The organism is Pseudomonas sp. GW821-FHT02A11, assembly GCF_059421985.1.
On record NZ_JBWKWB010000004.1, the window covers coordinates 200,900 to 223,391 of the forward strand.

General features: G+C 56.0%; 22 protein-coding genes and 1 other RNA gene. 14 read left to right on the forward strand and 9 right to left on the reverse strand.

What is annotated here, in order from left to right; translation table 11 throughout:
- Positions 1 to 117: 117 nt before the first annotated feature.
- Positions 118 to 1,284, forward strand: coding sequence for a zinc-binding metallopeptidase family protein (locus tag AC07V9_RS08400; protein WP_495015265.1), 1,167 nt, complete (start codon positions 118 to 120; stop codon positions 1,282 to 1,284).
- Between the two features lie 164 nt (positions 1,285 to 1,448).
- Complete coding sequence (locus AC07V9_RS08405; protein WP_495015266.1) at positions 1,449 to 3,254, forward strand: putative bifunctional diguanylate cyclase/phosphodiesterase; 1,806 nt, start codon at positions 1,449 to 1,451, stop codon at positions 3,252 to 3,254.
- A gap of 17 nt (positions 3,255 to 3,271) precedes the next feature.
- On the opposite strand, the gene AC07V9_RS08410 is transcribed toward AC07V9_RS08405, so the two are convergent.
- Positions 3,272 to 3,760 carry a GNAT family N-acetyltransferase gene (locus AC07V9_RS08410; protein ID WP_495015267.1) on the reverse strand — a complete coding sequence of 163 codons (489 nt, stop codon included), beginning with the start codon at positions 3,758 to 3,760 and terminating at the stop codon, positions 3,272 to 3,274.
- A gap of 222 nt (positions 3,761 to 3,982) precedes the next feature.
- Between AC07V9_RS08410 and ffs the strand changes: the two genes are divergently transcribed.
- The 4 genes from ffs (at position 3,983) to AC07V9_RS08430 (ending at position 7,286) form a co-directional block, all read left to right on the forward strand.
- An RNA gene (gene ffs, locus AC07V9_RS08415) (signal recognition particle sRNA small type) lies at positions 3,983 to 4,079 on the forward strand.
- Between the two features lie 235 nt (positions 4,080 to 4,314).
- Positions 4,315 to 5,799, forward strand: a complete 1,485-nt coding sequence (locus AC07V9_RS08420) for a DUF8370 family protein (RefSeq protein ID WP_495015268.1) — start codon at positions 4,315 to 4,317, stop codon at positions 5,797 to 5,799.
- A 110-nt stretch (positions 5,800 to 5,909) separates the two neighbouring features.
- Complete coding sequence (locus AC07V9_RS08425; protein WP_495015269.1) at positions 5,910 to 6,587, forward strand: DUF2971 domain-containing protein; 678 nt, start codon at positions 5,910 to 5,912, stop codon at positions 6,585 to 6,587.
- A gap of 138 nt (positions 6,588 to 6,725) precedes the next feature.
- Positions 6,726 to 7,286 carry a hypothetical protein gene (locus AC07V9_RS08430; RefSeq protein WP_495015270.1) on the forward strand — a complete coding sequence of 187 codons (561 nt, stop codon included), beginning with the start codon at positions 6,726 to 6,728 and terminating at the stop codon, positions 7,284 to 7,286.
- Positions 7,287 to 7,579: 293 nt separating this feature from the next.
- Here the strand turns inward: AC07V9_RS08430 and AC07V9_RS08435 are convergent, their stop codons facing one another.
- Both AC07V9_RS08435 and AC07V9_RS08440 read right to left on the reverse strand, forming a co-directional pair.
- On the reverse strand, positions 7,580 to 8,200 hold the full coding sequence (locus AC07V9_RS08435; protein WP_495015271.1) for a recombinase family protein: 621 nt from the start codon (positions 8,198 to 8,200) through the stop codon (positions 7,580 to 7,582).
- Between the two features lie 180 nt (positions 8,201 to 8,380).
- Positions 8,381 to 8,629, reverse strand: a complete 249-nt coding sequence (locus tag AC07V9_RS08440; RefSeq protein WP_495015272.1) for a helix-turn-helix domain-containing protein — start codon at positions 8,627 to 8,629, stop codon at positions 8,381 to 8,383.
- 104 nt (positions 8,630 to 8,733) lie between these two features.
- On the opposite strand from AC07V9_RS08440, the gene AC07V9_RS08445 reads away from it, so the two are divergent.
- Positions 8,734 to 9,051 (forward strand): hypothetical protein, encoded by a 318-nt coding sequence (locus AC07V9_RS08445; RefSeq protein ID WP_495015273.1) that lies wholly within the window; start codon positions 8,734 to 8,736, stop codon positions 9,049 to 9,051.
- Between the two features lie 20 nt (positions 9,052 to 9,071).
- On the forward strand, positions 9,072 to 9,536 hold the full coding sequence (locus tag AC07V9_RS08450; RefSeq protein WP_495015274.1) for a hypothetical protein: 465 nt from the start codon (positions 9,072 to 9,074) through the stop codon (positions 9,534 to 9,536).
- Between the two features lie 446 nt (positions 9,537 to 9,982).
- Here the strand turns inward: AC07V9_RS08450 and AC07V9_RS08455 are convergent, their stop codons facing one another.
- Together AC07V9_RS08455 and AC07V9_RS08460 are read right to left on the reverse strand one after the other, a co-directional pair.
- Positions 9,983 to 11,467, reverse strand: coding sequence for a DEAD/DEAH box helicase family protein (locus AC07V9_RS08455; RefSeq protein WP_495015275.1), 1,485 nt, complete (start codon positions 11,465 to 11,467; stop codon positions 9,983 to 9,985).
- 370 nt (positions 11,468 to 11,837) lie between these two features.
- Positions 11,838 to 13,130 (reverse strand): site-specific integrase, encoded by a 1,293-nt coding sequence (locus tag AC07V9_RS08460; protein ID WP_495015276.1) that lies wholly within the window; start codon positions 13,128 to 13,130, stop codon positions 11,838 to 11,840.
- 414 nt (positions 13,131 to 13,544) lie between these two features.
- Here AC07V9_RS08460 and AC07V9_RS08465 point away from each other — a divergent pair, with 414 nt between their 5' ends.
- Together AC07V9_RS08465 and AC07V9_RS08470 are read left to right on the forward strand one after the other, a co-directional pair.
- On the forward strand, positions 13,545 to 14,000 hold the full coding sequence (locus AC07V9_RS08465; RefSeq protein WP_495015277.1) for a hypothetical protein: 456 nt from the start codon (positions 13,545 to 13,547) through the stop codon (positions 13,998 to 14,000).
- 34 nt (positions 14,001 to 14,034) lie between these two features.
- A complete protein-coding gene (locus AC07V9_RS08470; RefSeq protein ID WP_495015278.1) occupies positions 14,035 to 15,990 on the forward strand; it encodes a hypothetical protein in 1,956 nt (651 codons plus the stop codon).
- Positions 15,991 to 15,998: 8 nt separating this feature from the next.
- Here the strand turns inward: AC07V9_RS08470 and AC07V9_RS08475 are convergent, their stop codons facing one another.
- Both AC07V9_RS08475 and AC07V9_RS08480 read right to left on the reverse strand, forming a co-directional pair.
- Positions 15,999 to 16,202 (reverse strand): hypothetical protein, encoded by a 204-nt coding sequence (locus tag AC07V9_RS08475; protein ID WP_495015279.1) that lies wholly within the window; start codon positions 16,200 to 16,202, stop codon positions 15,999 to 16,001.
- 135 nt (positions 16,203 to 16,337) lie between these two features.
- Complete coding sequence (locus AC07V9_RS08480) at positions 16,338 to 17,651, reverse strand: hypothetical protein (protein ID WP_495015280.1); 1,314 nt, start codon at positions 17,649 to 17,651, stop codon at positions 16,338 to 16,340.
- 310 nt (positions 17,652 to 17,961) lie between these two features.
- Between AC07V9_RS08480 and AC07V9_RS08485 the strand changes: the two genes are divergently transcribed.
- The 4 genes from AC07V9_RS08485 to AC07V9_RS08500 all read left to right on the forward strand — a co-directional run bounded on the left by AC07V9_RS08485 (position 17,962) and on the right by AC07V9_RS08500 (position 20,648).
- Positions 17,962 to 18,237: a metal/formaldehyde-sensitive transcriptional repressor gene (locus AC07V9_RS08485; RefSeq protein ID WP_495015281.1), complete on the forward strand. Its 276-nt coding sequence runs from the start codon at positions 17,962 to 17,964 to the stop codon at positions 18,235 to 18,237.
- Positions 18,238 to 18,246: 9 nt separating this feature from the next.
- Complete coding sequence (gene dmeF, locus AC07V9_RS08490) at positions 18,247 to 19,188, forward strand: CDF family Co(II)/Ni(II) efflux transporter DmeF (protein WP_495015282.1); 942 nt, start codon at positions 18,247 to 18,249, stop codon at positions 19,186 to 19,188.
- A 165-nt stretch (positions 19,189 to 19,353) separates the two neighbouring features.
- The gene (coaA, locus tag AC07V9_RS08495; RefSeq protein ID WP_495015283.1) at positions 19,354 to 20,280 is read left to right on the forward strand and encodes a type I pantothenate kinase; all 927 of its coding nucleotides are present in this window, start codon (positions 19,354 to 19,356) and stop codon (positions 20,278 to 20,280) included.
- Positions 20,268 to 20,648 carry a Rap1a/Tai family immunity protein gene (locus AC07V9_RS08500; protein WP_495015284.1) on the forward strand — a complete coding sequence of 127 codons (381 nt, stop codon included), beginning with the start codon at positions 20,268 to 20,270 and terminating at the stop codon, positions 20,646 to 20,648. The genes coaA and AC07V9_RS08500 overlap by 13 nt, the downstream gene beginning before the upstream one ends.
- Positions 20,649 to 20,979: 331 nt before the next feature.
- Here the strand turns inward: AC07V9_RS08500 and AC07V9_RS08505 are convergent, their stop codons facing one another.
- Together AC07V9_RS08505 and AC07V9_RS08510 are read right to left on the reverse strand one after the other, a co-directional pair.
- Positions 20,980 to 21,816 carry a PhzF family phenazine biosynthesis protein gene (locus AC07V9_RS08505; protein ID WP_495015285.1) on the reverse strand — a complete coding sequence of 279 codons (837 nt, stop codon included), beginning with the start codon at positions 21,814 to 21,816 and terminating at the stop codon, positions 20,980 to 20,982.
- Positions 21,817 to 21,934: 118 nt separating this feature from the next.
- A complete protein-coding gene (locus tag AC07V9_RS08510) occupies positions 21,935 to 22,429 on the reverse strand; it encodes an N-acetylmuramoyl-L-alanine amidase (RefSeq protein ID WP_495015286.1) in 495 nt (164 codons plus the stop codon).
- Between the last annotated feature and the right edge of the window lie 63 nt (positions 22,430 to 22,492).

Consider the following 22,492-nt stretch of genomic DNA (forward strand, 5'->3'; position numbering starts at 1 on the left):
GTGACTCGCAGGTCAGTCAAAACTGTATTTCCATCACAGATTCCACCCTTCAAAAAATATCCGGAACCCCCGCAACTGCCGGTGATCTAGTGCTTGCAGCCCACTTTGGAGATCACCATGTTCCAGTTCTTCGAGCAACTCAGCACACGGATCGCAGCGCCATTCGGCGGGGACAGCAAGCGCAACAGCAAGGTCTGGCAATGCCGTTGCGGGCAGTCGGTGTTCTTTCGCAACAGTCAGTGCCTGGCCTGTTCGGCGGCCCTGGGCTATCTGCCCGAACAGAGCCGGATCTCTGCCCTGGAACCTGGCCCGGAGGTTAATACTTGGCGTCTGAGCGACGAACCGCAGGCCGGGCTCTATCGCCGCTGCGCCAACCTGGACACACCCGCTGCCTGCAACTGGCTGTTTCCGGCGTTGAATGTCGGAGATTTCTGCGTGGCCTGTAGCCTGAACAGAACCATCCCCGACCTGTCCGTCCCGGAGAACCCTGAACGCTGGCTCAAGATCGAAACCGCCAAACGCCGTCTGGTCGCTCAATTGATCACCCTGGGGCTGCCGGTGATTCCCAAATCGGTCGATGAAGAAAAGGGCCTGGCCTTTGAATTCCTTGGTGTCGACCTGCAAGGCAATCTGCCCACCACCGGCCATGCCAATGGCCTGATCACCTTGAACGTCGAAGAAGCCGACGACGCCATTCGTGAGAAGGTTCGCGTGCAGATGCACGAACCCTACCGCACGCTGCTCGGGCATTTCCGTCATGAGGTCGGACATTACTACTGGGATCGTCTGATCGCCGGCACTTACTGGCAGGACGGTTTCCGCAACCTGTTTGGCGATGACCGCGCCAGTTACGCCGACGCGCTTGATCATCACTACCAGCATGGCGCCCCGGCGGACTGGCAGCAAAACTACGTCAGCGCCTACGCCACCATGCACCCATGGGAAGACTGGGCCGAAACCTGGGCCCATTACCTGCACATGATGGACGCTGTCGACACCGCGCTGAGCCTGGGCATGAGCGCCCGCGACATGGACCTCGACTACCAGCCGTTCGAGCTCAACACCCTCTACGATCCGCAGCATCCGGGCGGTCCGGCGTTTCTGGCCTTCGTCAACGCGTGGATCGAACTGGCAGGCATGCTCAACGAATTGTCCCGTGCCATGGGGCAGCCGGATTTCTATCCGTTTGTGGTGCCCGCGCCGGTGATTACCAAGCTGCATTTCATCCATTTGGTCATACAAGGCGCCGGCGGCAAGGCCGATCAGGTGCTGCAGGTGCAGTGATCCACTCGTTTGGGTGAAGCGCTCGAAGGCTGCAACTTTGCCCTTCACGTTCTGTCATCGCCGCTGGTCCGCGAACGCCTGCAAATGCCTGGATCTCCTGCTACTTTGCCTAGCAGTGTCGTTTTGATACTACTGGCGTAGAGCAGTTGCACAGGGATCCGCATATGGCCAATAGCGCTCCACTTCCGTTGAACGAGGCCTCGCGCCTGTCCCGGATTACCCACATGGGGTTGCTCGATTCAACCTCCGACGAAGTGCTGGATCACATCGTCGACATGGTGGCTCATTACTTCGATGTGCCGATCGCGCTGGTGTCGATCGTCAGCGAGCATCGACAGTGGTTTCGTGCCGGGACAGGGCTTGATGAGCGTGAAACCCCGCGGGAAATCTCGTTCTGTGCCTATTCGATCCTGACCCCTGACGTGTTTCAAGTGCCCGACGCGCGGCTCGATCCGCGCTTCATGGACAACCCCTTGGTCACTGGCGAGCCGCATATCCGCTTCTATGCCGGCGTGCCGCTGGTAACCTCCGACGGCTTGGCCCTCGGCACCTTGTGCATCATCGACAGCGAAACCCGCGCGCCGCTCGAGCCGCGCGACATCACCATGCTGGAGATGTACGGCCAGTTGGTGATGAAGCGCCTGAACAACCTGCGCAAGGCCTGCTACGTCGATCAACCCACCGGACTGTTCAATCGCCTGCGCCTGGAAAAAGACATTCTAGCCCTGAGCGACCATGACGATCACGCGCTGGTGGCGCTGGACATGGTCAATCCGGTGTTTCTCGACAGCATCATCAAGGCCCTTGGCTACAACTTCGCGCAGGAACTGGTGCGCTGTATGGTCGACGCCTGCCGCGAGCAACTGCCGGCCGATACGCCGCTGTACAAGGTCAGCCCGACCCGCATCGCGCTGCTCACCCGGCATACGGGGCCTGAGCAGGCCGAGTTGCTGTTTTGTCGGCTGATCAAGCATTTCCAGCGCCCGCTGGTGTGCCGCAACATTCCGATCCAGATGGACCTGGGCATTGGCGTGCTGCCGCTGGGGTTGGGTCGCTGCGACGAAAAGGACTGGATCCGTCTGGTGGTCGGCGCGGCTGACGAAGCGCGCGGCAAAGCGCCTGGCTGGCGCTGGTACGAGCCGCATCTGGACTTCGCCCAGCAGCGTGCATTTCTGCTGCTTGCGTCATTGGCCGAGGCGGTGCTCAGTCCGGATCAACTGTCCCTGGCGTTCCAGCCCCGGCTTGAGGTGAGCACTGGACGCATCGTCACCGTCGAGGCGTTGCTGCGCTGGCAACACCCGGTGCTCGGCCCGATCAGTCCGGCGGAGTTCATCCCGCTGGCGGAAAAGACCGCACTGATTCGCACACTGAGCCTGTGGGTGCTGCGCCACGCGGTCGAGCAGGCCCGCACCTGGCAGCGGCAGGGCTATGCGTTCAAGGTGGCGATGAACGTTTCGGCCATTGACTTGGCCAATTCGCATTTCAGCGACGCCTTGTTCGAGCAACTGGCAATCAGCGGCCTCGATCCGGGGCGCTTCGAACTGGAGTTCACTGAAAGCGCGCTGTGCGACAACCCCGAGCTAACCCGTCAGCAGCTCGAACGCCTGCGTGCGCTGAATATTGACATCGCCATCGACGACTTTGGCACCGGCTACAGCAACTGGACCTACCTGCGCCAGCTGCCCGCCACCACCGTCAAGCTCGACAAATCGCTGGTGGAAAACCTCGACGCCAACGAAAAGGACCGCCGCCTGGTCGAGGCCATCGTCGATCTCGCCAGGCGCCTGGGCTATCGCGTCGTCGCCGAAGGGGCGGAGACCGAAGACGTCTACGAAATCCTCTGTCAGCTCGGCTGTCACGAAGTGCAGGGCTACCTCATCGCTCGCCCCATGACCGCCAGCGCGCTTGAGCACTGGGTCAACGGCGAGCACAACAACAAGGTCAGCCAGCTGCGTGCACTGGGGCGCTGACGATGCACATGCATCGCTCAGCGCAGGCTGAGCATCATGCGTTTTTCGGGATCAGCCGGCAGCGACGGGATGTCGTCGCAGAACGCCCAGCCCACGCCTTGATACAGCGTCAACGCGGTGGTATTGGCGGGATGCACAGCCAGCATCAAGTGCTCGATTTCCGGCCACAGGTTCGAGACCAGCTGCGGCAGTCGTTGTACACAGGCTCTGCCCAATCCCAGCCCTTGATAGCGATGATCCACCATCAGGCCATGCAGCGTTGCCGAGTGAGCCTTTGCCCAGCGGGGCAGCAATGAACGGCGTTTGAGAAGCAAGAAGCCCCTTGGCACTTCGTCGACCAGCAGGGCGTAGCCCTGAATATCGGACGCAGGACGAGCCGTTAATGCATGCAGCGCTCCGTGAATATCTCCCGTCCATGCTCTTTGTTCTTCCCGCACCTCGATCCGCAGCAACTGCTGGCGCTGCGCCTTGCAGAGAAGTTCGTATCTCATCAAAAGGCTTTTCATGCCTGTCCCCTTGCTCGGTGCCGCATCCATGAGTTTAGTGCGAGCGATCATCACATGGAGGCCGCCAGCCCTTATTTTCCGGGCCATGAGAGCGAGCGCGGCGGTCGTACTCAAGTGCTTGAGCGCCCACGCATTTTTTATATGACACCAGAGGTTGTAACTTCGCGCCAGACCGGTACAATGGCGCGGCTCGCCGACTGGCGAGTGTCGTTATGGTGACCCCATCGGTCCCCCCGCAACGATTACCCGTTAACCTGGTCAGGCCCGGAAGGGAGCAGCCACAGCGGGAACATTGTGTGCCGGGGTGTGGCTGGTGGGGGCACCACCTATCTCTAAATCCTTGATTTTACAGGGATTTATCAGTTCAAAGTCTCGAAGTGTGGCAGCGTTTAGGTACACCTAAGTGGTGCACTGTGCAGGCAATGTTACCTCTTGCTCATCCTATATCCAATTCTCCAATATTCTCCTCTGGCCGATATCTCAATTTGATGGTGAGCACGCTGGCTTGATCCCGCAGCCTGTCCTGTGCGCTGAGTGTTGGCGGTGATGGCAAAATGGCTCGCGTCCCGGTATTGTCAGGTCTAGACCTGACTGCCATCGAGGGAATGATGAGATTTTCTGAGCACTTCAAGCTTGGGCTGACGCAGCCCTATTTAGATTTTGTTGATATTCGTTTGGATACTGACGTTCCTGTATTCTTGGAGCCAACTGCAATCAAGTCGTTAAGTAGTCCATGGGGTAACGAATTATCATCACTCCTCCAGACTTTCTTTGAAGAAGTTTTGACCTTAATCCGCTCTGGAAATAATGATAAAGCACAAAGGCTGCTCTCATCACTGAACGAACGAAATGAATTTCATTTGGGGTACTCGGCAAATGAGTCTCGAGGGCATGGGTTTGGTAGTGGATCAGCCAAGAGCGTATGGGGGGCCCTCAGTCAAAGTGACGCTGTAAAAACCGGCCTGCTAAGAGACCTTGAGGACACTGCATTGCTCATTCCGGGTATAGGGACGGACATGATATCTGATGCAGTGTGCAATATCTTGCGTGGTCCACTTATAAGATATACGCAGGATATGTGTTCTTTTTATGGTATTCCTTTAACTCCTGATGTTGATTCTGGTCCTATATGGAATGCAGAGACAGGAAGGTGGGAGACTGCTCTCGTTCCGTTGCCCATTACTCCTTACGGTAAAGTGATTTTGGTTCCTAAGCTTCTAGTTCGTCAGCGTCTTAGCTATCGATTTGATGAGTATTACCGAAATTATTTGTTACCTCAAATGCAGCAGGAGCACCTAAGCGCAAGGTCAAGTCTTGTAGAGGTTTTGAGTAATGGTCGAGAGCGAGTTACGAAGAAAGCTCTAATGGAAAAGTATGGGCGTGATAAATTAGCTGCTGTAAGAGAGACTCAGTTGCGTCCTAGGGTTTTGGATGAATATAGGGAGTTCAAAGGAAGTAATGTTTCTCCACCGTTGTCTCATGAGCAGCTTTCCGAGGTGGAGGGAATTGAGCCTCCTGATCTAGATTCGTTAGTTCTTGAAATGAAAGCCTTGGCTTCGGGGAGAAATGATGCGGACGCTTACGAAAAAGTAATTGAGAAAATATTCTCTGTTATTTTTTATCCCTCTCTTTGTAATCCCAAGAAGCAGACTGTTTTGCACCAAGGTCGAAAACGAGTTGATATCACGTATAGCAATGAGGCAAAGAGTGGCTTTTTTGCATGGCTGTCTCTTCATTACTGCGCTCCTTTGATATTTGTTGAGTGTAAAAACTACGGGAAGGAAATCGGAAATCCTGAAATTGATCAGTTGTCCTCTAGGTTTGGGCCAAGTAGAGGGCAGGTCGGTATTCTGGTATGTCGATCTCTCGATGATAGGTCGCTATTGTTGGAAAGGTGCAAAGATACTGCTAAGGATAGGCGGGGTTATATGCTTGTGTTAGAAGATAATGATATCGAAAGTCTGGTGAAGATTTATAATAATGACCGTGATAATATTTTTGCGGGCTTTAGGCGGCAGTGGAGTGATTTAATAAATTGATGCCATGCTACCGTCGATGCTTACGGAGGTGGATGGTGCGGCTTCGAAATGCTAGGGCTCTATAGTTGCTACTATTCGGGGTTCTTGATATATGAAGTGTAAGGTGCGGCATGGCAAAGATTTCAGATAGTAAATACCTGTACCGTATTATGAGGTTTGATCACGCTGTGCAGGTGCTGAAGGGGGAGCTTTTTTTTTCGCACCCGTCTCAGTGGGAAGACCCGTATGAAACGCATGTAAAACATAGCTACGACCATGCGATTTTTGCTCAGTGCTGGACTACAGCAAGTATGTCAGATGCAATGTGGAGGATATACTCCCCTAATTTTCTTGGTGTTCGTCTTCGCACTAGGGTGGGGAAGCTAACTGAAGCTATGCAAGTCTATACTGCGAAAAATAGGGGTTTTAAAAGGCGGTTGGAAAAAGTTAAATATCTAGACCAAGTGGAGTATAAGAAAGAAATCGCACAAATAGAGGCTCTCATGGGGGATGCTGATTTTAGCAGTCCTTCCCTAGGTGCTGATTTGCTTTGCATGAAAAGATTGGCTTTCGAACACGAAAATGAAGTTAGGGCAATTCTATTTAATTCGGATGCTAGCCGAGGAGATAGTGGTTCATTGAAAGGGGTTGTAGTCAATTTCGAAGGTGTTGATCTGGTTGATTCCATATTGTTTGATCCTAGAGCTCCGGATGAGCTTTGTAACGCCATGCGTCACTATATTCAAGATATCTTAGGGTTTACGGGTACGGTTAGGAAGTCGAAGCTTTATACTGTAAATTCTCGTTAAAGAAACTAGATGTGTTGCTGGATATTGAGTTTGTGAAATGGTGTGGATGTATGTGGATGTGGATGTGCATAAGCGGTTTTAACGATATTAATCCCTAATTCGTAATGGAAAATTGGGTGCCGAATGGTGGAGCAGAAAATGGTGAAGCTTGGACACGATTTCACTAAATTTATCGATCCAAAATATTACGCGGACATAATTGCTTATAATGATGACGTAGGCAGTATCCTGCGCCTTCAACTGATTTCCGAAAGATTTCTAGAGGTTTATCTTTCGGAAAGAGTGCCTGATGAGAGTAAGAAGTTTTTCCCAAAGGATAAGAATGGTACGTTCCTAAAATACTTTAACGAAAAACTGATGGTTGCGATCGCATATGGATTACCTACTAAGCTCGGTGAATCGCTGAAGTACCTGAACAGGGTCAGAAATGATTTCGGGCATGATTTCGAAAAGCAGCTCAGTCAGTCAGAGCTTGATGGTTATATCGTCCTAGTCGAAAATTTTAAGCATAAAACCGCGGTGCCGTACTTAGGAGGCGGACCCATTAAGGAGATGGTGATTCAATCTGATGGAAAGCGATTGACCATTGCTGATGGGTTGGCAGTTGGTTTTGTAATAGCTACTTTTTGCTTAATGACCAAAGCGGGACTATGGCTGGTAAGCGATCTCCAATCGCGAGGAAAACTGAAGCTCGGCTAGCCATGTTCCTTGCTCGGCAGGGAGGTGAGGGCATGTGAGTGGGCAGAGGTGTCGATTGCGGGTGTGTCCCATGCCAACCTTTTCTGTACAGATTTCAAATCCCGCGCCAAAAAATCTAGCCTTACGTTTATAAAGCTGGAAAACCAAGCCAGAAAAGTAATTGAGGACGGAGTGTCTGCAAAGGGAGGTTTCACCTGCACTGCTTAACGCAGTGTGACCGGCCAAAGCAGAAAGCTGGGCTTTTTCAAAGTAAGTCTGTGTTCCTCTGAGAGCCACGTCACCTGATGGAAGTCTCAAGCCATCTCACGTTTGATCCGGTAAACGGTAGCGACACCACAATCAGCCAGTTTGGCAATCTGATCAGCTGACATTGTTGGATGCTTCCTCATCAGCGCCTGTACCTCAGACCATTTCGCAGTGTTCCTTCCCTTGCCTGCTGGCTTCCACTCAGGATCAGCAGCTTTCTTGTTCTCCAAGCCCTGTTTGATACGCTCCACGCGTTTCTCTTGATCCAGTCGGGCCATGGTTGCCATGAGGTCAATCAACATGTTGTTGATCACATCCATGATTTGACCGGTGATTCCTTTTGCTTCAACCAGCATGTGACTGGTAGGTAGATCAGCTACAACCAGACGCAATCCCTTGGCCTTGATAGTGGCCTTGAGAGTGTCCCAGTCAGCTTGTGAGAGACGGCTCAGGCGGTCGACAGACTCAACCAATAGCACGTCTCCACTCTCGGCAGTATCGAGTAAGGTAAGCAGCTCAGGACGGTTGAGCTTGGTTCCACTGATGTTTTCTGCATACACGCCGACGATGCTCAATCCTTTCTCGGCAGCGAACAACTCAAGGGCGACCTTTGCACGAGTGGCATCTTGGTCTTTGGTCGAGGCTCGGAGGTAAAGGTGGGCATTCATGGCTGGCTATCCTTTGTCATTCGTTTTGATAGTTAAATTATAAATTAATCATATAGCTTTCTGCAATAGCCTATTGATAGTGATTTCGCTGCGGCTATCGCGCTACCAGATACGTCTACTTCTTTGATAGCTGAGGGTCCGGTATGGAGGGGCTGGTCGGGGATGTGAACTGTTGTCCGGTCAGTCCTCAGGCAAGGACTTTTCGAACTCTGCAATCAGGTCTTGCAAAGCAACCCCCAGAACCTTGCACAGGTCTCGTAGCTGCACGATGTCCAAGCGGCGTGTCCCACTCTCAACATCACTCATAAACGACTGTGGACGACCCAGAGCCTTTGAACACTGGACTTGAGTCAGACCAGCCGCCTTCCTATGTTTCTTCAGGATAGTGAGGAGGACTGTGTGTTCGGGTTTGTAGATGGTCTTGGGCATGGCTGGGGCACTGCATGATAAGCAGCGTCCAACCTATATCTGGTTTTCAGATATCTGAATTTGGGATATTATCCCCGTTCTCTGCACCACCCAAGGAATGCTCGATGAACACCGTAAGTCGTTTGCTTTGCGTGCTCCCTTTTCTCACATCTGTCGTCATGGCAGACACCTACCCCAAACGGACACTCGTCGCTGGCTCAATGGTCTGCTACAAGGCTGGTGACTGGACCAAGATGGTGGAAGCTTCGCTTGATCAGGACGAAGATGAGGCTGGCCGCCTGATTGAGTCAGGTAAGTGCAGAACGATCTCAACTGCTACCAAGGTCAACTTCATCGAAGGTCCCAAGGACGGTGACAAGTCAGCATTGATTCAGCTTCCTAGTGGTAAGACTGCCATGACGGCCAATGGTTGGTTACGTTGATATCAGGAAAAGGAAAGCACATGAACCGTATGTTTCTGACAATTGCACCCTGCGTTGCGTTGCTATCTGCATTCGCCTATGCGGGAGAAAATCTAAGTTCAAAGTACTGGTCCCTTGGCTGGTCTAATAAAGCTACTGTCGTCAGTAAAGAAAGCGAACACGACTACATTCGAGTCATTCCCTACGGGCAGGATATGCGCTTAGCGTACCTCATCAGTGGTGAGGGTGCTTGTCCTGAAGGGGAGTCGACTTTTAAGGTTCAGGGAAAAGTTAACGGTAAAAGCCTGAGTTTTACTGGTATGTGTACGGACGAGTACTACAAAGAACTTGCACCAGCAACGGATCAAGATCAGTCAATACTAAAACGTGAATTTTTGAACACAAAGGCAGTGATGCTGAAGATCGACACTCTGCCCAAGAGAACCTTTGCGACTGGCAGATTCAGGTCTGTCACTCAGTCAGTTGGGCTTGCTATTGACGAATAGTCAAGAGATTGACCTTTCAAACTTCGTTTGGAATTTCGCACCATCAACGTCTGTTTTCAACCGTACTCAGCCACGGCGTGGCCGCCGATTTTCCATCGGATGTACTCTAGTAATAAAAAGCTTTACCCAAATCCTGCTCTTGGCTTGTGATTTTGATCTTGCCATTATCTGTTGGTGCGAAAGTGAATACGGATATATTCGGTAGTGTCTCGTCAGTGGATACTGCCAATGTTGCGCACCTTCGGTGGATCAGCTCAAGAACAAGAGCTTTGATTTGGATGTGTGTTGGTGTTTTACTAATTTACTACTGTGCTGGTCCTCAATCTGGATGCTACTCTAGCGGAATCAGAACTGCACATCTTTCCTAGTAGTCCTTTTAGGATCAATGTGCAAATTTATTTTCTGCAGGTGTATGTTAGGGTTGCGATGTGCAGTGGTGTTTAATTCTATGCCGCTTGGCCTAGCTTCCAGTCCTCTCTCCAACTCGGTAACGTGTTTCGATGGACGCCGGTGAGACGAACAATCTCAGCGTTTTTCTTGCCTTCAGCGAACAGCTGATACACTTGAACCCTACGAGGGTCCTGTATCTTTCTGCGGTCTTCTCCCACTGGACATATTTCAGCGGCGCTCCAATCGATCACAGCGTTTGGCATATAACTAGACACAAGATACTCAGCAACTCGCCCATCTTGGACAAACAGTTGTATCGGTTTGGTATTGCTTCTGTCTCGTACCGCTGTCCGAGTCACTGCTTGCAAGCTTGGCTCCAACAGTCTGGTGACCATGAAACCTTGGTGGAACTCTCGGCCATATTTTTCTGACAAAAACTCCAATGCCAGCTGATCGGAGGGCGATGGATTGCCACCAAACAGGAGAATGGCATCAGTTTCGCCCTGATATTCATTCAGTCCTCGGCTGTCAATCAAGCAGCGATGCACAGTCCCTCGTGGCAACCACCTGAAACCTGCCCAGCTATTGCTAAATAGTAGTGGCGTTCCGCTAGTTCGCTTAAGGACTTCCCTCAAAATTTCATCAATTACCAGACACTCTCCCTGCTTCTGCTGATCTATGACACTGCCTTCTTGGGTAGCCATGAGCATTGCGGACTTGCTGTAGTTACGCCCCTTGGGCATGACGGGGTAGATCGTGACAATAGATGTGTAGCCGTCAAACGCAGGCGTGAAATCAGACCTTACGTATGTGAATCCATGCACCTGAGCAAAATCATCGAACTGAGTACCAACTACGCTGGCCGCAAGAACGTGGACCTCTTCAGCCGCAGCGAAGGTATCCCAGCAGTTGGACTCGACTACTGATCGAACATACCTGTTTCCATTGGGTATCTTGGAGTCAATGAATACTGGATGCCCATCCTTAAGGCACTCGAAGATACGAGCCCCTTCCTTGCTCAGCATCGACGTGCGTTCAGCTCCTGCTGAGACCGCCTTGAAAGTCGCTAAGGATGTCTCAATCGCACCAGCACAACCTTCCCGGATGTATAAACGCCCATCACGCTCCATTGAATTCACGAACAGTTGAGCAAGTTCTGACGGCTCGAATGGGAAGGCTGGAAAATCAACCACAGGAGGTAGTTCGTCGACGACTAACGTCCAGCCCCTGAGCAAATTAGCTCGTACGGCGAAAATGCTCTGATGTGTCGTGATTATCACAAGGCTTTCTTTCTTTTTCAAAGCAGCCATCAGCTCCGTGCCTACGTGATCGCAGGTAGTGGAGTTGATAACGCGGTAAGGCAAACTGGCGGGTAACCGGCTGACAAAGCTTTCGGTGAGGCCAAGGGTTGGTAGTGCGAGAACGATGGAGCGTCCCGCTGACAACAGAGACGGAATCTGGGCGATGAGTGCTTGAGTCTTGCCCGCTCCTGGAGCGGATACCGCGGTGTGGATCACTTTATTCGGGGCGATATTGATCATCTTAAATCCTCCTGTTAGCTCATTTCGATAGGCGTTACCTCGGGTATTGCCGGGATGGTTTGGTAAATCACAGGCGTGAAAAAGCCCCCTTGCAAGGCACCGATTCGGTGGTCGCGACGGAGGCTTCTAAATGTCTGTCTACCTGCTGGGTAGGCGGCGGATTATACACGATTTCGATGATCGGTCAAGATCGGCTATTGACTTTTGCGACGGCCCGTATTCAAAAAACTGTTTTCCAAAGCGGAGAACGCGCATTGCTTAGTCCAGACCACTCATTCGCCCCGTAAACGTTGGTTTGGAATGAAGAGTGGCTGGATAGCATCGGTTTGAAGGCAAGTCTAAACCGAGGTTTCCTGAAGGTTATTCGGGGTTATTGAATGTGCCCCAGCGCCTCGACCATAGCCTTGAATGGCGTCCTGCTACCGTAGATGCCGAAGGTCACGGAGCTGTCTTCATGGCCCACCATCCGCTTGATAAGTGAGTCCTGCACGCCAGCATCACGTAGGTCATCGATGAAGGTGTGACGGAAGCTGTGGAACGTTTTGCGTGGGTCGGTGATACCCAGTTTCATTTTATAGCGGCCAAACCATTTCGATGGTGCATGGCCAAGCTTTCCTCTCACGGCATCCAGTCCGGGGAACAGGCGATCAGCCCCAGCTGTCCTTACCGACTCAGCGAACTGCAGCAATCCCAGCTCAATCAGTGACGGGTGCAACGGAAGCACTCGGCGGCTGCTGGCGTTTTTAAGGTTCTGGCCTTCGCGGCTGTCATCAATACGGATGCACTGGATGCCTTGTTGTTCAATCAGATCATCGACACGCAACTGGCACAGCTCTTCCAGTCTTGCCCCGGTCACTCGCCCAAGAAGCGGCAGCCAGAAGCGCCACGGGTGCTTGCGAGCTTCCTCTCGCAGTGCATCATGGTTCAGTAGGGCAACTAGGTCGTGCCGTTCAAAGGACAGCCGAGCCTCCTTCGCTGATCCTGTCATGACTTTCATGCCCGCCAGTGGGTTGTTGGAAATATACCCGTTCGCCTTGCACCAGTTCATGAAGGAGGTGAGCTTGCGGAGGCGGTTGTTCACTGTGACCGCAGTGATGGTCTTGTAAGTGCTGCCTGACTCAACCACCTGTTTCAGTGTCTTTCCCTTGAACTCGGGGCGTAAGCCGAAGTACTGCGGGCATAGGCTTAGCCGCTCCTTTAGTAAACGAGCTTGATGCACATCGAAGGCTTTGGCGGGCATGTCACCCATAAGCTCAAGTAGGTGAGATAAAGCTCGCTCGACTTCCTCTGTGCTGACTTGTCGCCATGTGCCTCCGCGTTTTCCTTCTTCTTTATAGAGTTTGGAGAGCGCAGCTAGGGTAGGGCTGTCGCTGCTCCCTTTCACTGTACCCGCCGTAGCAGTCCGTGGGGCGGTTTTGGTACAGGGTGTGGGTGTTGAGTCCCGCCACTGCGAACATAACGTGCGAAGCGTCTGAAGGTCTGTTAGAGGGTGCTCGCCGAGGTGGTGATGCAGCCGCTGCACCAGTGATGTGGCAATGAACAAGGCGCTCTGACGATGCCGAATGTTTAGGCTCAAACGCAAAGTGTTACACCTCGGGAAGAGGTGCTTCGGCAGCTTGAGATTCAGGTAGTAGAGCGCCCCGCGCTTGATGATGTAGGCCATAGGTGTGACACCAAAGTGTTACAGCAAAGTGTGACAATGCTGGCTACACCCCGGAGTTTTGAACGCCCGTGTTGAGTGTTCGCACGGCAGATATGTTGCACCCTCATCAGCCTGTAACCCTTACCCCATTAGGCCCGCAACGATTCCCGAGCATGCTTGCATGCCACCCGGTCAGGCCCGGAAGGGAGCAGCCACAGCGGGAACATTGTGTGCCGGGGTGTGGCTGGTGGGGGCACCACCCAATCTCCTGGTCTTGAGTTCTCAAGGCTGTCCAAGTAAAAATCGCCATCGCTACAGCTTCCAGTCTTGTGAAGTCGCTGTTTTGCGCGCGTTACCCCTCGAACCCACCGGCTCATTCAGCCCCACCCCCAATCAGTGGCATACTCCCGCCCCATGCAATCAGAGGTGGCGCACGTGGACAACATTGATGACCTGACCCGAGGCAAACTGCGCGAATGGCAGATGCGTCGGCTGGAGATCAAAGACCGGATGCAATCGCAGCCCGAGAAGACCCTTGAGCTGTCGCGGGTGCTGGACCTGATGGACGAGGAGCATGCCGAGATTCTGGCGGGGTCGACGCGTCAACCGGTGGATGATCCTGAGCCACTCGAGGAGCTGGCGACCGCCAATGAGGCCGACACGGTTAGCGTGCAACTGAAGGTCACCGCGCACAGCGTCGAGGATCTGCGCAGGCTGCTGGGCATGGCGGTTCATGAGCTGCATCGCGAGCTGGAAGCGGGCGACAAGCGACGACCTTCGGGTGGGATGTCGGGCTCTTTGGGCTACTATCGTTTCGAGCTGAGTGCCCCAAATCCCGCTGCGAAGATCGGCAATGCCCCTGATTCAAATGACAACCCTGGCCAGGATTGACCCCGCGCCGTGTTTTCCCTGGCTGTGAGGCTGTATGCAACCTGAGCACCTTGATTTAGCGACCCCGGTTTTCCTTCCCGTCACCGCCGACACCTGCGAGGGACTCAAAGCCGACGGCGTGAACGCCCTCGACTCCCTCACCGACGCGGAACTGGCGGCAGTGCTGGTCATCCAGAACCTGGCGCAGGCGTCGGAAAAAGACCTGACCTGCGAAGCGGCGGAGAAGATTCTCGCGCGCCTGATCGGTTGGTCGGTCGACAGGCGTGCTTCTTTATTGTCGGAAGCGCGTCGTCTGTTCGATCCACGCAAGCTGTACTTCGGCCTCGATGCCATCAAACACCTGAACCTGCGTCTGCTGCTGGCCGAGGAAGTGTCGGCGGGGGATTACCTGCTCCCCGATGGCAAGTGGGACGTGGAGTACAAGATTCGCCATCATCAGCGGCACAACCCCTTCAGCCAGCAGATGGTCACGCCGCGTTATCGCGAGCGCTGGTTGAGTGCGGCTCAGGACAAACTGGTGCGTACCTTTCGCGCCAATCTCGACGAAGACCTGCACGTGCAGGGCTATGCGGGCATCGGCAAGAGCCATTTGCTGGGGGTGCTGATCGAGTGTTTGCGTCCGGAGCGCACGCTGTTGCTGGCGCGCACGCCCGGCAAGCTGAACACGCTGCGGGCGCGGTTAAAGGGTGGGCATGGCAAGGGCAAAGGGCCGGGTTCGACGTTCAAAGCCTTCGCCCAGGCGTTGTTGCGCGGTCCACGTGCGGCGCCTGAGGCCGCAGTGTTTCGCGGGCCGAGCAAGCAGGCGCTGGCCGAGGAATTGAACATCCTCGGTTTTCGCGATCATGGCGCGCAGGCCACGCTGGACATCTGCCTCAAGGTGCTGGAGGGCTATTGCCAGTCGTGGGATCACAGCCTGTCCAGCAAACATCTGCCGCATTTCAATCAGCCGCTGGGCAGCGTCGACAGTCAGGTGTTGCTGGAGTATTCGAGCCGCCTGTGGGTTTACCTTGAGGCCAATCCGACGTGGGGCGGGCAGACCGGGTTCGAGGCGCTGTGGATGATCAAACGCGCGAACCTGCAGGGCTGTTCGATGCCCGACCGTTACACCCATGTGCTGATCGACGAGAGCCAGGATATCCCGCCGGCGCTGCTGCAGATCATCGAGCGCGGGCGGCAGGTGCTGATCACCCTGGGCGACGAGTATCAGCAGGCCGGGCGGGTGATGGTCAAGCGAGAGCGCACAGTGCGCCAGACCGACATCAGCTTTTCAGTGCGTTCGGGGCCGAGCGTCGAGCGCTTGGTCAATCCGCTGATCTACCAGCACTCTGAGAAGGGTAAGGTGCCGTTCGAAGGGGCGCGGGATGCGGATGTCAGTGTCCAGACCTACCCCGAAGGTTTCGTGCCACCGCAAGGCTGCGTGGTGCTGACGGCATCGCCTTGGGACACGATGAAATGGGCCATCGAGCTGCGTGCCGCGCAATGCCCGTTCGGGTACCTGGATGCCGCGAGCCAGCGCAGTATCGAGCACTTCATGAGCACGGCGGTGGGGCTGTCCGATCCTAGCTACTACGCGCCCGAGCGCAGCGCATTGGGGCTGCATCCGTACTTCAGCGACATGACCGACTGGGCTCAGGTGCGTGCGGCGAACCGCTTCGACGAATCGTTTCTGTGGATCGAGGCGTTGCTTGAAAACAAGGATTTCAAGGTCGCCGATGTCACCCGCATTAACCGGTTGCTGGGTGACCCTGGCAAGCGCTGCATCCTGATGCAGGCTGACGAGGCGGGGGGCATGGAGTTCGATCAGGTGCTGCTCACGCCGGAACTGCTGACCAACGTCAAATTCAAAGACGCCTACGCGTTCGATCAGCGCATCTGCGCGGTGTACATCGCCCTCTCACGGGCCCGCCGTCAGCTCTATGTGCCATTTGATGTGGTAGCGTGGATCGAGTACCACAACTACCAGAAATTCCGCGAATCCCACGGCTACTGATGCGACCTTCAGCGACACCCGGCGCGCTCGCTGGCGAATTGTTTCCCGGCGGGCGTGCGGCCAGCCACCACGTGACCATTGACCACTGACACATCAGCATACCCCTGATCACGCAGGTACAGCAGGGCCGTGAAGTCCAGCGGATAGATCCGCGAGTTGACCTCGTCCGTGAGGGTGGCAAGCAGTCGCAGAGCCAGGGATTCAAGCCGCATCGATAGGCGCCTCAAGTGGTCGTGGTGAATGATGGCTATTCGTCAGCAGAGGGCCATCAGGAGTTCCATTTATTTGCGATGCAGCCGAATGTCTGAAAAGCCAGCCCCGTTTGCTCACAAAGGGGGGCTGTCATGTCAGAAGGTGGCGGGGGGAGGGGTGTCGAGCATTTGCAGGATCGCCAGGTCAATTTCGTGACCGTCCCGAATCAAATCGGCGAACCGCAGCAACATCTGCGGCCCGTTGTCGTTAACCAGCGCATCGCACAGCCAGCGCCTGACCGGCTCGCTTTTGGGGAGTTGGCATTCAGCGTCGGCTGCGTCCGGTTGCAGCAGTGTCAGCCGCTCAAGCACCTCGATGCCCGGCGTGTCTTCATCGATGCCGAACAGCTCCGTGAACAGCATGCCCAGCGCGCCGGACGGTTGGTGGTCGGGGCGATCCCATTTGCGAATGATGGCGTCCTGTTTTTCGATCTTTTCGAAGGTCCTGCGAATTTTGCCGGGCAGGGTCGCGGTTGCCCGGGCCGCTGAGTAGTACACCAGCCGGGCAAGGCTGGCGGCGTCTTTCACGTTTTTCCAGATCACAAACCAGGCCTGCGAAACGCTATGGGTTTTCAGGGCTTCGCGCAGTGTGTTCCTGATTTCACCGAGTTGTTGCTCGTTGAGGTCGTGATCGAAGGCCGTGCATTTGTCGATCAGGTAGCGCATGGCGTCGGCGCAGGCAAAATCCAGCCAGAGATCGAACAGCGCGGCGGTGTCCGTATAGCGCCTTTGCATCAGCGTCGACAGTGCTTGCTCACCTGTGCCTAAGTGCACATCGGGGGCCAGCGTGTAGGTAACGGCACGGGTGTGGATCATAAGCTCGCCGTTTTGCAGGAAGTACGTGCCCGGCATGGCCTGATGGGGGTCTTCCCTGATGATGCCTTGCGCTTGCAGCTTGAGCATGAACGATTCGATATCCATGGGCGCCAGCGCTGTGCAGTCGTGGCTGCTGAACGCGGTTGAGCACGAGCCGGGTGAGCGTGCGACGTTCAGCGCCAGCACCAGCAGGGCCTGGTCGTCGCTCAGGCGGGAGTAGTCGATGGGGCCTGATGGTAATTGGCGCATATAGGCGTCTATCTGGATGTCCAGTTCGGCGGCCGCTTTGGCACGAGCCTCTCGTTCGCGCCGTTCATGCACTTGCTTGCAGGCCGGGCAAGGCCGTGATGAGGTCTGTGGGAATTTCTTCGCCATCGACCGGCTTTTGACTTCGAGCGAAGCACCGCAGTCTCGGCACGTCAGGTTTGTATCGTAGGCGCAGCACCATTGGCGAACATGGGCGGCCAATGAGCCGCCATGGCTGATGTCGCGAAACGGCACCAGATCCGTGACTTTTTCAACAAACTCGCCGCTTTCGCTCATTGCCCAGTAACGCACGGCAAGCTGGCGTTCTTCGGGGTCATCTGTCTTCATCTCGAGCTCTATAGGCATGCAGGTCAATCCATTACTTATTGATCAATTAAAGGCAGAGGCGCGTCGGCGTTATGCAGCGACGTTCCCTGTCGGTGGCAGAAACACGCTGTAACTGCCTACGCCATGTTCCGGGAGTTGCGGCGAGCGCATATGTAGGGCGAGCGTTTTCTGGCGTGTAGGTCGTTTCCGGAAACTGCCCCGATGGAGTGTCTGAATCTGTATGGGTGGCGTGTGAGAGGAGACGGATGGACTTGTTTTTTCACCGGGAGGTGCCCAGAATCGCGCTTCATATAGGGAGGGGGGGTATGGTATGGCGCATTTACACGCCGAGAAGGATGACTTGCTCAAGCGCGTGCGACGCATCGCCGGGCAGGTACAGGCGATCGAGCGGGGGCTTGAGTCGGACGCTGACTGCGCCAAGACGCTTCACTTGGTTGCGGCCACGCGCGGCGCGATCAACGGCCTGCTGGACCAGATCATCGAAGCCCATGCCCGCGAGCATGTGGCGCATCCCGGTCTGAGCGACGAGGAACGGGCGCAAGGCCTGGAAGACCTGCTCGAAGCCATTCGCCGCTATTCGAAATAAGGAGGCCTCATGGCCACTGCGCAGCAACACACTCATGAGCATGTGTTCCTCAGTCAGTCCCACGACGACAACGCCCGGCGCACGCTGTGGGTGGTGTTGCTGACGTTCGTCATGATGGTGGGTGAGATCGCCGCCGGTTACGTGACCGGCTCCATGGCCCTGCTGGCCGACGGTTTTCACATGGCGACCCACGCCGGGGCATTGGGCATCGCAGCAGCGGCCTACTCGTTTGCCCGGCGCAACGCCAACAACGGCCGCTTCAGCTTCGGCACGGGCAAGGTGGGGGACCTGGCGGGTTTCGCCTCGGCGCTGATCCTGATGCTGGTGGCCGTGGGCATTGGCATCGAATCCCTGCTGCGATTGTTTCAGCCGACTCAGGTAGCGTTTGGTGAAGCCACCCTGATCGCGGGGTTGGGGCTGGCGGTCAACCTCGTCAGCGCCTTCATGCTGGCGGGCGGTGGGCATCATCACGGTCATCATGCTCATCACAGCCACGATCATCACCACCACAGCCATCACGAGCATGCCCACGGCGGCGACAACAACCTGCGTTCCGCCTACGTGCACGTGCTGGCCGATGCCCTGACCTCGGTGCTGGCCATCGCCGCCTTGCTGGCGGGGCGTTATCTGGGCTGGGTCTGGCTCGACCCGATCATGGGTGCAGTCGGCGCTGTAGTCATCGCCAAGTGGTCGGTCGGCCTCATCCGGCAGAGCGCCAACGTGCTGCTGGACGTCACCGATGAGTCCGTTGCGCAGGAAATTCGCGAAGTGGTCGAGGCGGGAGGCGATGTGCAGATCACCGACCTGCACGTCTGGAAAGTAGGCCCGCAGGCTCGCGCGGCGATTGTCAGCGTACTGGCCAAAGCCGAGACCACGGCTGAAACGATTCGCGAACGGCTGGGCGTGGTGCACGAGGTTTCGCACCTGACCATCGAGTACCGAAGCGCGTAACGCTCGCATCGAGCAGCACCTTTGATCTGGCGCAATAATCGGCGCCGGATCAACGTCTTTTGCGCCAATAATGCGTGGGAAATCAAAGAAATCTGCCCCGTTTTTGGGTCAATACGATAGTCTTCGCACCATTGTCGATACCGACACCTGATTGGAAGGCTATAGATGGCGCCTGATGACTATCTCGTAATGACCAGCAAGGAGTGGGCGGGGCTGCGCGCCAGCACGCCACTGACGTTGTCCGAAGAAGACCTGGCGGCGTTACGAGGCGTAAACGAAGATATTTCCCTGGAAGATGTCGTCAACATCTATCTTCCGCTGTCGCGCCTGATCAACCTGCATGTCAGTGCCGCGCGCAATCTGGCCAGCATCAAGGATACCTTTCTGGGCCGTCCTGCCAAAAAACAGACCTTTGTCGTCGCCGTCGCTGGCAGTGTCGCGGTGGGCAAGAGCACGTTCGCCCGGGTGTTGCAGGCGCTGATGGCGCGCTGGCCGGATCATCCACGTGTCGATCTGGTCACCACCGACGGCTTTCTGCACCCCAACGCCAAACTGGCGGCCGAAGACATCATGCACCGCAAGGGCTTTCCGGAAAGCTACGATCGCAAGCGCATGGTCAAGTTTCTCTCGGACCTCAAGGCGGGCGTCGCGAAGATCAGCGCGCCGGTCTATTCGCACATCAGCTACGACATCGTGCCGGACAAGGTGCTCGAAGTCAGCCAGCCGGACATCCTGATTTTCGAAGGCCTGAACGTGCTGCAGACCGAGGGCAACGACGGTCAGAAACCGGGCACCATCGTGTCGGATTTCTTCGATTTTTCGATTTACCTGGATGCCGCCGAAGCCGATATCGAGCGTTGGTACGTCGAGCGGTTCCTGATGCTGCAACGCACCGCGTTCCGCGCTCGCGGTGCCTATTTCCGCGAGCTGGCCGACCTGCCACCGGAAAAATCCCCGGATGCCGCGCGCAAGATCTGGCGCGACATCAACCGCCCCAATCTTCTGGAAAACATCCTGCCGACCCGCGAGCGTGCAAGCCTGGTTGTGCGCAAGGCGTCGGACCATTCGGTCAAGGAATTATGGCTGCGCTGATGGTCAAGGCCGCCCTTGGCTGTTCTGCGTTGTTGGCCCTGTGCTGTAGCGTCGGGGCCATGGCCGACGGCAACAAACTGTTGCTTGAATGCCAGGACGGCATCAACAGCATGAGCGGCGGCGCGGCGAAGAACCCGGTGGGCGTGGGGCATTGCGTCGGCGTCTTGCAGGCCACCATGGACACCCTGGACATCCTTCATGAAGCGGGCGGAACGCCGAAGTTTGTCTGCGTGCCAGAAGGCGGAATTCCCATGGTGCAGTCGATGCGCGTGGTGGTGCAGTCCCTGGAAGATCACCCACAAAGCCTTCATCTGAATGAATCCGTGCTGGTGGTCGCTGCACTGAAGAACGCCTTTCCCTGCCGCTGATTCCTCGTGTCGAGGAAGTGTGAATGCACACTGATCGGGTCGGAAAATTTACGGGCTCGATCGGGCCAGGTAGAAGCACGAAGTGTTTGATTTTGTTGTGCTTTTGACCGGCTCGTGGGCAGCGTCAGACACCTCGTGGGCATGCGCAGTGTTTGCTGCATAGTGCTGCTCATGAGCCGTCCTGCAACGAGACGCGTATTGCCAATAGTCCGTCTTGAATTTGTTGTGGTCCGATTCACTGCTCATCGTACGGCTCAATCATTGCCTGCCCCTTTTGATTCTAGGGGCGGGCAATGAGCGGTGTTAGATGCATTGGCGATGAGCGCGAGAGTTATAGGTCCACCCGGCCAACGATGCACTTCTGCACGTCGCCGCCGATCCAGATCCGCTCGCCGATCTGTTCGACGCTGATCTGCCCTTTGTGACCTATGACCGTCCCCTGCCGCGCGGTGTATTGGCTCGGCGCCAGTCCCGCGCCGATCAGCCACTGGGCGAGGCTGGCGTTGAGGCTGCCGGTGACCGGGTCTTCGGCGGCGATTTCGCTGATCAGTGCGCGGACCTCGAAGTCGGCCTCGGCATCCGGGCCGGTCCAGGGCGCGACCACACCGACATTAAAGCCTTTGAGCGCTTGATAATCCGGGCGGATCGCCAGCAGTTCTTCGCGACTCTGCAGCATGACTGCGACCCAGCCTGGGCCATTGTCTGCCCATTGGCTGGCGATGATGCGTTCAGGGGCCACAGCCAGGCCGGCTGCGAGGGTGCGCAAGACCTCGGGCTCGACCGGGCCATCGCGCAGCAGTGGCGGCGCGGAGAACGCCAGGCGCGCACCCTCGCGACGCAGGCGGACCAAACCCACCCCGCATTCCTGGACGATCTCGTCGTGCTTGGGCGTTCCGCCGTTGTCGAGCCAGACGAAGCAGCTGCCCAGGGTCGGGTGACCAGCGAACGGCAGCTCGCGGGTGGTGGTGAAAATGCGCACGCGGTAGTCGGCGTCGGGGTGTGTGGGACGCAGCAGGAAAGTGGTTTCGCTGAGGTTGGTCCAGCGGGCGAAGGCGGCCATTTGTTCATCGCTGACGTCGTCGGCAGCAATCACCACGGCCAGCGGATTGCCTTGGGTGGCGGCGCTGGAAAAAACGTCAACCTGCTGAAAACTCAAGGCTTGGGGCATGGCACTCTCCTGTTTGTGCGATAAGGCGCGGTCACTCTAAGCAGGAGCGACCACGCTGTACAGGCACAGATCCACGCTCATTCTCAGTCGATGTGTGTGGTCTGCCGAGGCCTGAAATTCAGGAGGGGCAGCCGTTTGCGAGCCACGTGGCGACATCGAACGACGGGCAGGCCTTGATGAATTCGTTGGGGCTGATGACGCCGTCGCCGTTAAGGTCCGGCGACAGGTCTCGATGGCCCAGGACTCGCGCATCGGGATAGCGCTTGCGCAGCTCGCCGAGCAACGTGTGCAAGGCGACGAATTGCGCGGCGGTGAAGTTGTTGGCCGGTTTCCCGGCGCTGTCCACGCCACCTGCCAGGCAGATGCCGATGGAGTTGGCGTTATGCCCTCTGACGTGGGCGCCGACGGCGTTCTCCGGGCGCCCGCGTTCCACCTCGCCGTTGCGGCGGATGACGTAGTGATAGCCCACGGTGTCGAAGCCGCGCTGGATATGCCATTGGGTGATGTCCCGCACGCCGATGTCCTGGGTGGGGCGGGTGGCCGAGCAGTGCACCACCAACAGGTCGGTGGCGGTGCGCCATGTCGGTACGTAATCAGGAGATGTTGCATTCATGATGTTGCTTCCTTGCAAGGTGATTGGAACCTTGAAAGGAATACGTAGCGCGCGGGCGGGTCA